This window comes from Citrobacter sp. CF971 (assembly GCF_006385635.1).
Classification (GTDB): Bacteria; Pseudomonadota; Gammaproteobacteria; order Enterobacterales; family Enterobacteriaceae; genus Citrobacter; species Citrobacter freundii.
On the sequence record NZ_CP041051.1, the window covers coordinates 847430 to 862158 of the forward strand.

Below are 14729 nucleotides of genomic sequence, written 5' to 3' on the forward strand. Positions count from 1 at the left end.
ATAATCTAATTTTAACGAGCTTTTTGAGGGTGTAAGATAGTATTTACGAAGTATTCACCCAATAGAGAGAATAAAAGTGAAACATCTGCATCGTTTTTTTAGTAGTGACGCCTCGGGGGGCATCATTCTGATCATCGCTGCCGTGGTCGCTATGCTGATGGCAAACATCGGGGTAACCAGTGGATGGTACCACGCCTTTTTGGAAACGCCCGTTCAACTGCGGGTTGGCGCGCTTGAGATCAACAAAAATATGCTGCTGTGGATCAACGACGCGTTGATGGCGGTGTTCTTCCTGTTGATTGGTCTGGAGGTGAAGCGTGAGTTGATGCAAGGCTCGCTGGCCAGCCTGCGTCAGGCAGCGTTTCCGATCATTGCCGCTATCGGGGGCATGATTGTCCCGGCGCTGCTGTACCTGGCATTCAACTATGCCGATCCCATCACCCGTGAAGGGTGGGCGATCCCGGCGGCAACGGACATCGCTTTTGCGTTAGGTGTGCTGGCGTTGTTGGGCAGCCGCGTTCCGCTGGCGTTGAAAATATTCCTGATGGCGCTGGCGATTATTGATGACCTCGGCGCTATCGTAATCATCGCACTGTTCTACACCAGCGATCTCTCGCTGCTGTCGCTGGGCGTTGCCGCGTGTGCGATCCTCGTTCTGGCGGCCTTGAATCTGTGTGGTGTGAGACGTACCGGGATTTATATTCTGGTGGGCGTGGTGCTATGGACTGCGGTACTGAAGTCCGGCGTGCATGCGACGCTGGCTGGCGTGATCGTCGGTTTCTTCATTCCGTTAAAGGAAAAACACGGGCGTTCACCGGCGAAGCGACTGGAGCATGTTCTGCATCCATGGGTGGCATACCTGATCCTGCCACTGTTTGCCTTCGCCAACGCGGGCGTTTCACTGCAGGGCGTTACTATTGATGGACTGACCTCGGTGTTACCGCTGGGGATCATTGCCGGCCTGTTGATCGGCAAACCGCTGGGTATCAGCCTGTTTTGCTGGCTGGCGTTACGCCTTAAGGTGGCGCAATTGCCGGAGGGAACGAACTTCCAGCAAATTATGGCAGTCGGCATTCTGTGCGGCATTGGCTTTACGATGTCAATTTTCATCGCCAGCCTGGCGTTTGGGAACGTCGATCCTGAGCTGATTAACTGGGCGAAACTGGGGATCCTGATCGGTTCCTTGCTGTCGGCGGTAATAGGTTACTGCTGGTTACGCACCCGGTTGAACGCGTCAGCCTGACGGGATAACCCTTTTGTGACAATTTTCAGGGAGTGAGTATGTCTCATATAAACTACAACCACCTGTACTACTTTTGGCATGTCTATAAAGAAGGTTCGGTGGTTGGCGCTGCAGAAGCGCTTTATCTGACGCCGCAAACCATTACCGGACAGATTAAAGCGCTTGAGGAACGCTTGCAGGGAAAGCTGTTCAAGCGCAAGGGGCGTGGACTGGAGCCTAGTGAGTTAGGCGAATTGGTTTTTCGTTATGCGGATAAGATGTTCACCTTAAGCCAGGAAATGCTGGATATCGTGAACTACCGCAAAGAGTCTAATTTACTGTTTGATGTCGGCGTGGCGGATGCGCTATCGAAGCAGCTGGTCAGTAGCGTGCTGGATGCCGCTGTGGTTGAAGATGAACAAATCCATCTGCGTTGTTTTGAGTCAACACACGAGATGCTGTTGGATCAACTCAGCCAGCATAAGCTGGATATGATTATCTCCGATTGTCCGATCGATTCTACACAGCAGGAAGGGCTGTTCTCGGTGCGGATAGGCGAATGCAGCGTGAGTTTTTGGTGTACCAAGCCGCTGCCTGAGAAACCGTTTCCGGCCTGTCTGGAAGAGCGCCGATTGCTGATCCCTGGTCGTCGTTCAATGCTCGGTCGTAAGCTGCTGAATTGGATCAACTCACAAGGATTGAATGTCGAAATCCTCGGCGAGTTTGATGACGCTGCGCTGATGAAAGCGTTTGGCGCAACGCATAATGCCATTTTTGTTGCGCCTACGCTGTATTCACACAATTTCTATGCCGATGATTCTATTGTAGAAATTGGACGCGTAGAGAATGTGATGGAGGAGTATCACGCCATATTTGCTGAAAGGATGATCCAGCATCCGGCGGTGCAGCGTATTTGCAATACGGACTACTCAGCATTGTTCAAGTCGCCACAAGTCTAAACGCCTTCATGTTGCCGGCTGCGGTGTACTAACCGCAGCCGGACTGTGACTACAGTTTCAACATATTACGATACTGCCCACCTTCGCGGATAAATACCGGAATTCTGTTCAGGGGAGCGTCATAGCGCAGCGTTTGTCCTCCCTGATAGCTCTCGCCGGTTGCAAGATCCGTCCATGTTTCACCTTCCGGTAGCCAAACGTCACGCTCGCGCATGCCTTCAAGCATGACGGGCGCAACCAGCAGGTCGGGGCCAAAACAGTACTGGTCGGTAATCTCCCAACTCCTTGTCTGTTCTGGGAATTCAAAAAACAGGGTGCGCATAACCGGGGCATTGCGTTCGTGTGTTTCCGCCATCACCGCTTTGATGTACGGCCTTAACTTTTCTCGCAATGTCAGACAGCCGGTCAACACTTCGCACACCTCTTCACCATAGCTCCACACTTCGTTTGCCGCACCGGTCGGACACTGGGCAATACCATCACGGTAAGGATGTTCTGGTAAAATCTGCGGATCGCGGTTGCCGTGCAGGCGCATCACTGGGCTAAACACGCCCCACTGGAACCAGCGAATCAGCAACTCATGAAAGTGTGGGTCGTGAATATTGCCGCCATGAAAGCCGCCAATATCTGTTGTCCACCACGGGATACCTGCAATACCCATGTTCATCCCGGCGGCAAACTGATTGCGCAGAGAACGAAACGATGAGTGGATATCACCTGACCAGACCAGCGCGCCGTATTTCTGACTTCCGGCCCAGGCGCAGCGTAGCAGGTTGATAACCTGGTCTTCGCCATCGGCTTTCATGCCGTCAAAAAAGGTTTTGGCGTACATTCGCGGGTAGATATTGCCCACTTCCAGCACCGGTCCGGCGTGGTAGCGATAATTATCGTAGTCGTAAACGCTGAACTCCGGCTCGGCTTCGTCAAGCCAGAAGAGCTTCACGCCTTTATCGTAATAGTTGCGTTTTGCTTTACCCCAGACGTAGTCGCGAGCGTCGGGATGGGTGGCATCAAAGAAAGTGGTATTGCCGAGGAAATCCATATTAATCGGCAATCCGCGCTCTGTTTGCACCAGCCAGCCGTTTTCGCGCATCTCCCGATAACTCTCGGTTCGGCTATCCACGGTTGGCCAGACGGAGACCATTAGCTCAATACCCAGCGATTTTAGCTCGGCGATCATGGCATCGGGATCGGGCCAGTCCCGCGAGTCGAACATCCAGTCCCCCTGATTTGGCCAGTGGAAGAAATCGATCACGATTACCGAGATGGGGAGATTGCGCCGTTTGTACTCGCGGGCGACGGCGAGCAACTCCTCCTGAGTGCGATAACGTAACTTGCACTGCCAGAAGCCCATGGCGTAATCCGGCATCATTGGCGGCGTGCCCGTGGCGAGCGCATACGCCCGGCTAATTTCTGCCGGGGGTATCGCCAGCGGTGATCCAGTAGTCCAACTGCTCGCTGATTTGAGCTTCCCACTCGGTCACGTTGTGGGGCGAATGTCACGCGGCCGACCGCCGGATTGTTCCACAAAAATCCGTAGCCCAGGCTTGAGAGCATAAAGGGCACCGAGGCCTGAGAGTTGCGCTGGGCCAGTTCGAGCACGCATCCTTTGAGATCCAGATTGGCCTGCTGATATTGGCCCATCCCGTAAATTTTTTCCCCTTCGGTGGCTTCGAAGCGGGCTTTAAGTGAATATTTCCCACCCTGAATAGGGCGGAATTCGCGTCCCTCAAGGTTGAGTGCGCTGACGTACTGGCCGTGAGAAGATTCATCCTCGCCAATTTCGCCCCGCAGGCGCCAGAACTCCTGCAACAGGGGTTTGTGTGGATGACGGTAAAAGGTAACTTGTCCTTTTTGATTGACGATAGCGATAATTTTGCCGTTGGTCAGTGTCGCCTGGTGGTGTTCATAATCGATGTGGCAGTGGCTTTCTGCGACTGGCTCAGTCAATGCCCAGTCTTCATTTCTCATTACCGGCAGATGACGACCACTGCGTACGCGCAGGCTGTTCTCGCCCCAGGGTTCAATCCACAAATAGCGATCGTTTTGCTGCCAGACCAGACGACGCGGGTCATGTTGCACAAATGGCATGGTGGTGCCTCCCATATTTTGAGGGTAAAGATTAAGAAAGTTATTGGGTGATGGTTTCCAGATCGTGGCGAATCGTCTCTTCCATTGCTTCGTACTTACGGAAGAAAAGTAGCGGGATCGCCGCGAGTGCGAAGAGTAGGGCGGGCGCCCAGATAAAGGCCCAGGTAATGCCTTCCAGGCCCGCAGCGCTTTGGGCATGGTTCGGGACATAGCCAAAACTGTTCATGATCCAGGCGGCGAAAGCGGTACCCAGACCACTGCCCATCTTGATGCAGAAAGTACTGCCGAAGGCGATAAGAATGCCCGTGGCCTTGATGCCCGTTTTCCAGGCACCGAAGTCGACGGCAAAGCCCAACATGGCAAACGGCATTGAGCAGGCGATTCCGCTACCGATATTGCCGAGCACCCAGGCCGCGATGAGGAAAGGTATGTTGTCCGCCGCCAGCCACATCAAGACGCCGCCGAACGTGGCGACCAGCAAGCCTCCTACCCATATCCAGGTTTTAGCCAGGAATTTGCTAAAGAAAGGGATGGCGATGATGAACAGGATCTGAATCGTCGCCAGACTGTTAATCAGCGGAACCAGGTCTTTGCGATCGAGGTTGTAGGTCAGATAATAAACAATGGTTGTGGACCGCTGTTGCAGGGCAATCCAGAAGATCAGATTGGCCAGCACCATCAGGATCCATGGCCAGTTACCTTTCATTGCCGTGAAACTTTTTTTCATCGGCAGTTTGGGTTCTTGCTGTATTTTATCCGCATCCATTTCGCGGATATTTTTAAAGGCGAAAAGCGTTAGCGAACAGGATATCGCAGCAAACAGAATCGCCGTGTAAATAAATCCGGCATGATCATTTCCGTTACCTAAAAATGCAACCAGGGGTAATGCTGTGGCATTCATTAATAAAACCCCAATTTGTCCCCCGGTCATTCTCCAGGAATTTAATACCAGCCGTTCCTTAGGGGACAGAGTCATTAGAGGTAATATTGCGCTGAGCGGTGTATTGAGTCCGGTAAATAAAATGCTGGCAATCATGTAGGATATTGCTGCATATATGGCTTTTCCTGTCATGCTGATATCTGGAGACCAAAATGACAGCGCGCTGAATACACCAAAAGGCAGCGGCAGCCATAAGAACCAGGGACGACATTTACCGTAACGTGAACGTGTTTTATCGATAATGATCCCCCAGATTGGGGCATCTATACCATCTACGATACGCGCCAACAGCAGGATGACACCTGCTACGGCGAGACTAATACCCGCAACGTCAGTGTAGAAATATAAGATGTAGGTTGAGCCGAAACAGTACAGTAGATTACCTGCCACATCCAAAGAGCCGTAGCTAATACGCTGTAGTAAAGATAATGATGCTGACCCGCAAGACTGGGTATCCTCAATAACAGAACTCATAATAATAACTCCGATATTGGTGCGATACGCCCAGAAAAACAACTTTTACTTTCCAAGCAAGTTTTAAATATTATTTTTTATGTCGTTACTGAATTTAACCTCAGATTAAAATGAGTGAGTAAGGTGTACATGGAAAGTAGTTGACCCTACCGCAGCAATCAATTATCAAATCTTACATCAGGATTGCGTTTATTCGTTTTTGAATGAGAGATGTTTCTATTTGCTAAGGTGGTCACAGTTTTTTTAATAATGAAATAAAAAAAGGAAAACAGTGAAAGAAAATAACTTTCAAGTATTACGCGACGCGACTAACTAAAGGAGGGATAGCTGAAAAAACAGGCTGGTCAGGAAGAGTGTGGGCGAGCGAGAACAACATCAGTGGCTGAAGAGAAAAACGCCAGATAGCAGGCATAAAAAAACCCGCTTGCGCGGGTTTTTTCACAAAGCGTCGACAAGCAGGCGATTAAGCCAGTTTGTTGATCTGTGCAGTCAGGTTTGCTTTATGACGTGCAGCTTTGTTTTTGTGGATCAGACCTTTAGCAGCCTGACGGTCCACGATTGGTTGCATTTCGTTAAATGCTTTCAGTGCAGTAGCTTTGTCGCCAGCTTCGATAGCTGCGTATACTTTCTTGATGAAAGTACGCATCATAGAGCGACGGCTAGCGTTGTGCTTGCGGGCCTTTTCAGACTGAACGGCGCGCTTCTTAGCTGATTTGATATTAGCCAAGGTCCAACTCCCAAATGTGTTCTATATGGACAATTCAAAGGCCGAGGAATATGCCCTTTTAGCCTTCTTTTGTCAATGGATTTGTGCAAATAAGCGCCGTTTAAATTCCAGCACTCGTTGCGTAGTGATGGCGCAGGATTCTACCAGCTTGCGTGGCGTGAATACAGCTTTTCGACGAGAAAAATTGCATTGGTGTGCCCGTGAAGGGCGTCAATTTGTTTCATAACAATGAAAACCATCCTCTTTCTGTTTCGTAGAAACAATCGCCGGTTAACCTTGACCGCGGTACAGGGTATACTTTCACGATTTTCACTGTTTTGAGCCAGACATGAAGCTGATACGAGGCATACATAATCTCAGCCAGGCCCCGCATGGGTGTGTGCTGACTATTGGTAATTTCGACGGTGTGCACCGTGGCCACCGTGCGTTGCTGCAAGGCTTACGGGAAGAAGGGCGCAAACGCAATTTACCGGTGGTGGTAATGATTTTCGAGCCACAGCCGCTGGAACTGTTTGCGACGGACAAGTCACCTGCGCGCCTTACCCGTCTGCGGGAAAAACTGCGTTATCTGGCCGAATGCGGTGTGGACTACGTGCTGTGTGTGCGTTTTGACAGGCGTTTCGCCGCATTGACGGCGCAGACCTTCATCAGCGACCTTCTGGTGAAGCGCCTTGGTGTACAATTTCTTGCCGTTGGCGATGATTTCCGCTTTGGCGCTAGCCGTGCGGGCGATTTCTTGTTATTACAGGAAGCGGGCGCTGAGTATGGTTTTGATATCACCAGCACCCAAACCTTCTGTGAAGGCGGTGTGCGTATCAGCAGCACCGCAGTACGTCAGGCGCTGGCCGAAGATAACCTGCAACAGGCCGAAAGCCTGCTTGGGCATCCTTTTACTATCTCAGGACGCGTCGTTCACGGTGATGAGTTAGGGCGTACCATCGGTTTTCCGACGGCAAACTTACCGCTTCGTCGTCAGGTTTCTCCGGTGAAAGGTGTTTATGCGGTTGAAGTGATGGGACTGGGTGACAAACCGTTGCCCGGCGTCGCCAACATCGGCACCCGCCCGACGGTAGCAGGCGTACGCCAGCAGTTGGAAGTGCATCTATTGGACGTTGTAATGGACCTGTATGGTCGCCATATAGATGTAGTACTGCGTAAAAAAATACGCAGCGAACAGCGATTTGCCTCGCTGGATGAACTAAAAGCGCAGATTGCGCGTGATGAGTTGACTGCCCGTGAATTTTTTGGGCTAACAAAACCGGCTTAATGCCTATACGAGTTTTAAATACGGAACCGAGAATCTGATGAGTGACTATAAATCAACCCTGAATTTGCCGGAAACAGGGTTCCCGATGCGCGGCGATCTCGCCAAGCGCGAACCGGGAATGCTGGCGCGTTGGACTGATGATGACCTGTACGGCATCATTCGTGCGGCCAAAAAAGGCAAAAAAACCTTCATTCTGCATGATGGCCCTCCTTATGCGAATGGCAGCATTCATATTGGTCACTCGGTTAACAAGATTCTGAAAGACATTATCGTGAAGTCCAAAGGACTCACGGGCTATGACTCGCCGTACGTTCCGGGCTGGGACTGCCACGGTCTGCCGATCGAGCTGAAAGTAGAGCAGGAATATGGCAAGCCGGGCGAGAAGTTCACCGCTGCTGAGTTCCGCGCCAAGTGCCGTGAATACGCAGCGACCCAGGTTGATGGTCAGCGTAAAGACTTTATCCGTCTTGGCGTACTGGGCGACTGGTCGCATCCGTACCTGACAATGGACTTCAAAACTGAAGCCAACATCATTCGTGCGCTGGGTAAAATCATCGGCAACGGTCACCTGCACAAAGGTGCGAAGCCGGTGCACTGGTGCGTTGACTGCCGTTCCGCGCTGGCGGAAGCGGAAGTTGAGTATTATGACAAAACCTCCCCGTCCATCGACGTGGCGTTCCACGCTGCCGATCAGGATGCGGTGAAAGCGAAGTTTGGCGTTTCTGACGTCAACGGCCCGATCTCTCTGGTTATCTGGACCACTACCCCGTGGACGTTACCGGCGAACCGCGCAATCTCTCTGGCACCTGATTTTGACTATGCGCTGGTGCAGATTGACGGCCAGGCTGTGATTCTGGCGAAAGATCTGGTTGAAAGCGTCATGCAGCGTATTGGCGCGGCTGAATACACCATTCTCGGCACCGTGAAAGGCGCTGAGCTGGAACTGCTGCGCTTTACCCACCCGTTTATGGGTTTTGACGTGCCGGCGATCCTTGGCGATCACGTTACGCTGGATGCGGGTACCGGCGCGGTACATACCGCGCCTGGCCACGGCCCGGACGACTATGTCATCGGTCAAAAATACGGTCTGGAAGTGGCGAATCCGGTGGGTCCGGATGGCGCTTACCTGGCGGGAACCTACCCGACCCTGGACGGTGTGAACGTTTTTAAAGCCAACGATATTGTTGTCGCTCTGCTGAGCGAAAAAGGCGCGCTGCTGCACGTTGAGAAGATGCAGCACAGCTACCCATGCTGCTGGCGTCACAAGTCACCGATCATCTTCCGTGCGACCCCGCAGTGGTTCGTCAGCATGGATCAGAAAGGCCTGCGCGCGCAGTCGCTGAAAGAGATCAAAGGCGTACAGTGGATCCCGGACTGGGGCCAGGCGCGTATTGAATCGATGGTTGCCAACCGTCCTGACTGGTGTATCTCCCGTCAGCGTACGTGGGGTGTGCCGATGTCTCTGTTTGTTCACAAAGACACCGAAGAGCTGCATCCGCGCGCTATCGAACTGATGGAAGAAGTGGCTAAACGCGTTGAAGTTGACGGCATCCAGGCGTGGTGGGATCTCGATCCGAAAGATATCCTCGGCGACGAAGCTGACCAGTATGTCAAAGTCCCGGATACGCTGGACGTGTGGTTCGACTCCGGTTCAACCCACTCATCCGTCGTGGATGTGCGTCCTGAGTTTGCGGGCCATGCGGCAGATATGTATCTGGAAGGTTCTGACCAGCACCGTGGCTGGTTCATGTCTTCCTTGATGATCTCCACCGCCATGAAAGGCAAAGCACCTTATCGCCAGGTACTGACCCACGGTTTCACCGTTGATGGTCAGGGCCGTAAGATGTCCAAATCTATCGGTAACACCGTTTCTCCGCAGGACGTGATGAACAAACTGGGCGCGGATATTCTGCGTCTGTGGGTTGCTTCTACCGACTATACTGGCGAAATGGCCGTTTCTGACGAAATCCTGAAACGTGCTGCCGACAGCTATCGTCGTATCCGTAACACCGCGCGCTTCCTGCTGGCGAACCTGAACGGGTTCGATCCGGTTAAAGACATGGTGAAACCGGAAGAGATGGTGGTGCTGGATCGTTGGGCGGTAGGTTGTGCGCAAGCGGCGCAGGACGAAATCCTGAAAGCCTATGAAGCCTATGACTTCCACGAAGTGGTACAGCGCCTGATGCGCTTCTGCTCCGTAGAAATGGGTTCGTTCTACCTCGATATCATCAAAGACCGTCAGTACACCGCGAAAGCGGACAGCGTGGCGCGTCGTAGCTGCCAGACTGCGCTGTTCCATATTGCAGAAGCGCTGGTTCGTTGGATGGCGCCGATCATGTCCTTCACCGCCGATGAAATCTGGGGCTACCTGCCGGGCGATCGTGAGAAGTACGTCTTTACCGGTGAATGGTACGAAGGTCTGTTTGGCTTAGGCGAAACCGAAGCGATGAACGATGCCTACTGGGACGAGCTGCTGAAAGTGCGCGGCGAAGTGAACAAGGTTATCGAGCAGGCGCGTGCGGATAAGAAAGTCGGCGGTTCTCTGGAAGCAGCAGTGACCCTGTACGCTGAACCTGAGCTGGCGGCGAAACTGACCGCGCTCGGTGAAGAGTTGCGTTTTGTACTGCTGACCTCTGGTGCGACGGTTGCGGATTATGCGGCTGCTCCTGCTGATGCTCAGCAGAGCGAACTGCTCAAAGGTCTGAAAATCGTACTGAGCAAAGCCGAAGGTGAGAAATGCCCGCGCTGCTGGCATTACACTACCGACGTCGGTCAGGTGGCGGAACATGCAGATATCTGCGGACGCTGTGTCAGCAACATCGCCGGTGATGGCGAACAACGTAAGTTTGCCTGATGAGTAAGCCTCTTTGTTCAACAGGACTACGCTGGCTGTGGCTGGTGGTAGTCGTGCTGATTATCGATTTAGGCAGCAAGTACCTGATCCTCCAGAACTTTGCTCTGGGGGATACGGTGTCGCTGTTTCCGTCGCTTAATCTGCACTACGCGCGTAACTATGGTGCGGCGTTTAGCTTCTTAGCTGACAGCGGTGGCTGGCAACGTTGGTTCTTTGCCGGTATCGCTATCGGTATTTGCGTCATCCTGATGGTGATGATGTATCGCTCGAAGGCGACGCAGAAGCTGAACAACATCGCGTATGCGTTAATCATTGGCGGTGCGCTGGGCAACTTGTTTGACCGCCTGTGGCACGGCTTCGTGGTTGATATGATTGACTTTTACGTCGGCGACTGGCATTTCGCGACCTTCAATCTGGCCGATACAGCTATCTGTATCGGGGCGGCATTGATTGTTCTCGAAGGCTTCCTGCCGTCGAAAGAGAAAAAAGCCGCATAAAAAAATGCCGGATGGCGCTATGCTAATCCGGCCTACAATTTACTGCGATCCTTGTAGGCCCGGTAAGCGTAGCGCCACCGGGCAGACAGGCGGCAGCAATTTTAAAGAGCAACCTGCATGTCTAAATCAGTACAGAGTAACAGTGCGGTGCTGGTGCACTTCACCCTTAAGCTCGACGATGGCTCCACCGCAGAGTCAACCCGCAATAACGGCAAGCCTGCGCTGTTTCGCCTGGGCGACGGTTCTCTGTCTGAAGGACTGGAGCAACACCTGCTGGGGCTAAAAGAAGGCGATAAAACCACCTTTGCTCTGGAGCCGGATGCCGCCTTTGGCGTATCAAGTCCGGACTTAATTCAGTATTTCTCGCGTCGGGAATTTATGGACGCGGGCGAGCCAGAAATTGGCGCTATCATGCTCTTTACCGCAATGGACGGCAGTGAGATGCCTGGCGTGATCCGTGAAATCAACGGTGACTCGATCACGGTTGATTTCAACCATCCGCTGGCTGGGCATACCGTTCATTTTGATATTGAAGTGCTGGAAGTCGAACCGGCACTGGAGGCGTAAAATGCAGATCCTGTTGGCCAACCCGCGCGGTTTTTGCGCTGGCGTAGACCGCGCTATCAGCATTGTCGAAAACGCGTTGGCTATTTACGGCGCACCGATTTATGTCCGTCATGAAGTGGTACATAACCGTTATGTGGTGGATAGCCTGCGCGAGCGCGGCGCTATTTTTATCGAGCAAATCAGCGAAGTGCCGGATGGCGCGATCCTGATTTTCTCCGCTCATGGCGTGTCTCAGGCTGTGCGTAACGAAGCCAAAGGCCGCGACCTCACGGTTTTTGATGCAACCTGTCCGCTAGTCACGAAAGTGCATATGGAAGTTGCCCGCGCCAGCCGTCGTGGCGAAGAATCCATTCTGATTGGTCACGCCGGACACCCGGAAGTCGAAGGCACGATGGGCCAGTACAGCAACCCGCAAGGCGGAATGTATCTGGTTGAATCACCAGATGATGTGCTGAAACTGAATGTGAAAAATGAAGGCAAATTATCCTTCATGACGCAGACCACGCTCTCCGTTGACGATACTTCTGACGTTATTGATGCTCTGCGTCAACGCTTCCCGAAAATTGTCGGACCGCGCAAAGATGATATCTGTTATGCCACCACCAACCGTCAGGAAGCGGTTCGCGCGCTGGCGGAACAGGCTGATGTTGTGCTGGTGGTCGGCTCGAAGAACTCCTCTAACTCCAACCGTCTGGCTGAACTGGCACAGCGAATGGGGAAAGCGGCGTATTTGATTGACGATGCGACCGACATCCAGGAAGCGTGGGTGAAAGAGGCGAAGTGCGTAGGTGTGACGGCCGGAGCCTCGGCGCCGGATATCCTGGTGCAAAACGTGATTGCTCGCCTGCAGGAGCTTGGCGGTGGGGAAGCTATTCCGCTGGAAGGCCGCGAAGAGAACATCGTTTTCGAAGTGCCGAAAGAGCTGCGTGTGGATGTTCGTGAAGTAGAGTAAGTCTTTCCGGTTACAATTATGAGAAGATGCCAGACTTAACGTCTGGCATTTTTTTATGGAGAAACCATGCGCTTACCGATCATTCTTGATACCGATCCCGGCATTGATGATGCTGCCGCCATTGCCGCCGCGCTGTTTGCCCCTGAGCTGGATCTGCAACTGATGACCACGGTAGCAGGCAATGTGTCGGTGGAAAAAACCACCCGTAATGCGTTGCAACTGCTGCACTTCTGGAATGCGGATGTTCCACTGGCGCAGGGAGCATCAATGCCGCTGGTGCGGCCATTGCGTGATGCCGCTTCCGTGCACGGCGAGTCCGGTATGGAAGGGTATGAATTTGTCGAACACGACCGCCAGGCGATGGCAAAACCCGCCTTCCAGGCGATTCGCGATGCGCTGATGCATGCCCCGCAGCCCGTGACGCTGGTGGCAATTGGCCCGCTGACCAACATTGCGCTGCTGCTGACCCATTATCCTGAATGCGTATTCAACATTCACCGTCTGGTGATTATGGGCGGCTCTGCCGGGCGCGGGAACTTCACACCCAACGCCGAGTTTAATATTGCTATCGATCCCGAGGCTGCCGCGAAAGTCTTCCAGAGCGGGCTGGATATTGTGATGTGTGGGCTGGATGTTACTAACCAGGCCATGCTCGCCCCGGACTATCTGGCGACGCTCCCCCAGCTTAACCAGACGGGAAAAATGCTGCACGCGCTGTTTAGCCATTACCGTAGCGGCAGTATGAATACGGGGCTGCGAATGCACGATCTGTGTGCCATTGCCTGGCTGGTGCGTCCGGAACTGTTTACCCTGCAGTCGTGTTTCGTGGCGGTTGAAACCCAGGGCGAATATACCTCAGGTACGACGGTGGTGGATATCGAAGGACGTCTGGGGCATCCAGCAAATGCGCAGGTTGCGCTGGGTCTGAACGTTGAAGGTTTCCAGCAGTGGGTGGCAGAGGTGCTGACACTGGCCCCTTGATCTCCGCGCTTTATAACCCTATGACGCTGCTTTTTCCGTGGCGTCATGCCTTTTACTGATATCTCTGCCTGTTTATCATTAAATTCTAATTATCGACGTTTTCGGCTGGCGGTGCAGCGTTGCGCTGGTTAATCTGAAAACGATTTACGTAAAATTAACAAAAGAGAATAGCTATGCATGATGCACAAATCCGCGTTGCCATCGCGGGAGCCGGAGGACGCATGGGGCGTCAGTTGATTCAAGCCACTCTCGGCATGGATGGCGTACAGCTCGGCGCGGCGCTGGAGCGCGAAGGCTCGTCCTTACTGGGAAGCGATGCCGGAGAGTTAGCGGGAGCCGGGAAAACGGGCGTTACCGTACAAAGTAGCCTTGAAGCGGTGAAAGATAATTTTGATGTTTTCATCGATTTTACCCGCCCGGAAGGCACGCTGACGCATCTGGCGTTTTGCCGCCAGCACGGTAAAGGAATGGTGATTGGCACCACCGGCTTTGATCACGCGGGTAAACAGGCTATTCGTGATGCCGCGCAGGAGATTGCTATCGTTTTCGCCGCGAACTTTAGCGTCGGCGTGAACGTTATGCTTAAGCTGCTGGAGAAAGCGGCGAAAGTGATGGGTGATTACACCGATATTGAGATTATTGAAGCCCACCACCGTCATAAAGTTGATGCGCCGTCAGGCACTGCGCTGGCGATGGGCGAGGCGATTGCCGGGGCGCTGGATAAAGATCTGAAAGACTGCGCAGTCTATTCGCGTGAAGGTTACACCGGCGAGCGCGTACCGGGCACGATCGGCTTTGCCACGGTGCGGGCGGGGGATATCGTTGGTGAGCATACCGCGATGTTTGCTGATATTGGCGAGCGTATTGAGATCACGCATAAAGCGTCCAGCCGCATGACTTTTGCGAACGGCGCGGTGAGATCGGCAATTTGGCTAAAATCAAAGTCAAATGGTCTTTTTGATATGAAAGATGTGCTTGATTTACGTAATTTATAGCTTTTACTACCCTTCGTGATGTGGTTATTGTAATCATAATTAATTGATTACATGGGGCAATACTTTATTGCCCTTTAATTTTTCGCTTTTGAATGTATTTTTTCTTTTAAATGAGTGTTTGTATATGTTTTGTTGGGTTTTTATGTTATCTCAATGTAAATTTTGACCAAATGGTCCACTTTTTTCTCTCCCACATTCTGTTT

11 protein-coding genes and 2 pseudogenes are annotated in these 14729 nt (G+C 52.6%); 10 read left to right on the plus strand and 3 right to left on the minus strand.

Annotated elements, in window-relative coordinates; all coding sequences use genetic code 11:
- Positions 1 to 76: 76 nt before the first annotated feature.
- Complete coding sequence (nhaA, locus tag E6P06_RS07560) at positions 77 to 1243, plus strand: Na+/H+ antiporter NhaA (protein WP_003018952.1); 1167 nt, start codon at positions 77 to 79, stop codon at positions 1241 to 1243.
- Between the two features lie 38 nt (positions 1244 to 1281).
- The gene (gene nhaR, locus E6P06_RS07565) at positions 1282 to 2181 is read left to right on the plus strand and encodes a transcriptional activator NhaR (RefSeq protein ID WP_003837333.1); all 900 of its coding nucleotides are present in this window, start codon (positions 1282 to 1284) and stop codon (positions 2179 to 2181) included.
- A gap of 49 nt (positions 2182 to 2230) precedes the next feature.
- Here nhaR and E6P06_RS07570 read toward each other — a convergent pair.
- From E6P06_RS07570 to rpsT, 3 genes and pseudogenes are all read right to left on the minus strand, one after another.
- Positions 2231 to 4272, minus strand: a pseudogene (locus E6P06_RS07570) (TIM-barrel domain-containing protein).
- Between the two features lie 40 nt (positions 4273 to 4312).
- Positions 4313 to 5686: an MFS transporter gene (locus E6P06_RS07575; RefSeq protein WP_003837335.1), complete on the minus strand. Its 1374-nt coding sequence runs from the start codon at positions 5684 to 5686 to the stop codon at positions 4313 to 4315.
- Positions 5687 to 6149: 463 nt separating this feature from the next.
- Positions 6150 to 6413, minus strand: coding sequence for a 30S ribosomal protein S20 (gene rpsT / locus E6P06_RS07580; RefSeq protein WP_003018940.1), 264 nt, complete (start codon positions 6411 to 6413; stop codon positions 6150 to 6152).
- A gap of 117 nt (positions 6414 to 6530) precedes the next feature.
- On the opposite strand from rpsT, the pseudogene E6P06_RS27945 reads away from it, so the two are divergent.
- From E6P06_RS27945 to dapB, 8 genes and pseudogenes are all read left to right on the plus strand, one after another.
- Positions 6531 to 6734: pseudogene (locus E6P06_RS27945) on the plus strand (DUF2575 domain-containing protein).
- Positions 6735 to 6741: 7 nt separating this feature from the next.
- Entirely contained in the window at positions 6742 to 7680 is a 939-nt protein-coding gene (gene ribF, locus E6P06_RS07590) for a bifunctional riboflavin kinase/FAD synthetase (RefSeq protein ID WP_003845657.1), read from the plus strand.
- 37 nt (positions 7681 to 7717) lie between these two features.
- Positions 7718 to 10534, plus strand: coding sequence for an isoleucine--tRNA ligase (gene ileS / locus E6P06_RS07595; RefSeq protein ID WP_044712974.1), 2817 nt, complete (start codon positions 7718 to 7720; stop codon positions 10532 to 10534).
- Complete coding sequence (lspA, locus tag E6P06_RS07600; protein ID WP_003018932.1) at positions 10534 to 11031, plus strand: signal peptidase II; 498 nt, start codon at positions 10534 to 10536, stop codon at positions 11029 to 11031. The genes ileS and lspA overlap by 1 nt, the downstream gene beginning before the upstream one ends.
- A gap of 117 nt (positions 11032 to 11148) precedes the next feature.
- Entirely contained in the window at positions 11149 to 11598 is a 450-nt protein-coding gene (fkpB, locus tag E6P06_RS07605) for an FKBP-type peptidyl-prolyl cis-trans isomerase (protein ID WP_003018929.1), read from the plus strand.
- 1 nt (position 11599) lies between these two features.
- A complete protein-coding gene (gene ispH / locus E6P06_RS07610) occupies positions 11600 to 12550 on the plus strand; it encodes a 4-hydroxy-3-methylbut-2-enyl diphosphate reductase (RefSeq protein ID WP_003018925.1) in 951 nt (316 codons plus the stop codon).
- 66 nt (positions 12551 to 12616) lie between these two features.
- Positions 12617 to 13531, plus strand: coding sequence for a ribonucleoside hydrolase RihC (gene rihC, locus E6P06_RS07615; protein WP_046670915.1), 915 nt, complete (start codon positions 12617 to 12619; stop codon positions 13529 to 13531).
- 173 nt (positions 13532 to 13704) lie between these two features.
- The gene (dapB, locus tag E6P06_RS07620) at positions 13705 to 14526 is read left to right on the plus strand and encodes a 4-hydroxy-tetrahydrodipicolinate reductase (protein WP_139935089.1); all 822 of its coding nucleotides are present in this window, start codon (positions 13705 to 13707) and stop codon (positions 14524 to 14526) included.
- Positions 14527 to 14729 lie beyond the last annotated feature (203 nt).

Coding starts and splice junctions, on each gene's coding strand:
- nhaR (WP_003837333.1), top strand. CDS start 1,282: ATGTCTCATATAAACTACAACCACCTGTACTACTTTTGGCATGTCTAT.
- E6P06_RS07575 (WP_003837335.1), bottom strand. CDS start 5,686: ATGAGTTCTGTTATTGAGGATACCCAGTCTTGCGGGTCAGCATCATTA.
- ribF (WP_003845657.1), top strand. CDS start 6,742: ATGAAGCTGATACGAGGCATACATAATCTCAGCCAGGCCCCGCATGGG.
- ileS (WP_044712974.1), top strand. CDS start 7,718: ATGAGTGACTATAAATCAACCCTGAATTTGCCGGAAACAGGGTTCCCG.
- lspA (WP_003018932.1), top strand. CDS start 10,534: ATGAGTAAGCCTCTTTGTTCAACAGGACTACGCTGGCTGTGGCTGGTG.
- fkpB (WP_003018929.1), top strand. CDS start 11,149: ATGTCTAAATCAGTACAGAGTAACAGTGCGGTGCTGGTGCACTTCACC.
- ispH (WP_003018925.1), top strand. CDS start 11,600: ATGCAGATCCTGTTGGCCAACCCGCGCGGTTTTTGCGCTGGCGTAGAC.
- rihC (WP_046670915.1), top strand. CDS start 12,617: ATGCGCTTACCGATCATTCTTGATACCGATCCCGGCATTGATGATGCT.
- dapB (WP_139935089.1), top strand. CDS start 13,705: ATGCATGATGCACAAATCCGCGTTGCCATCGCGGGAGCCGGAGGACGC.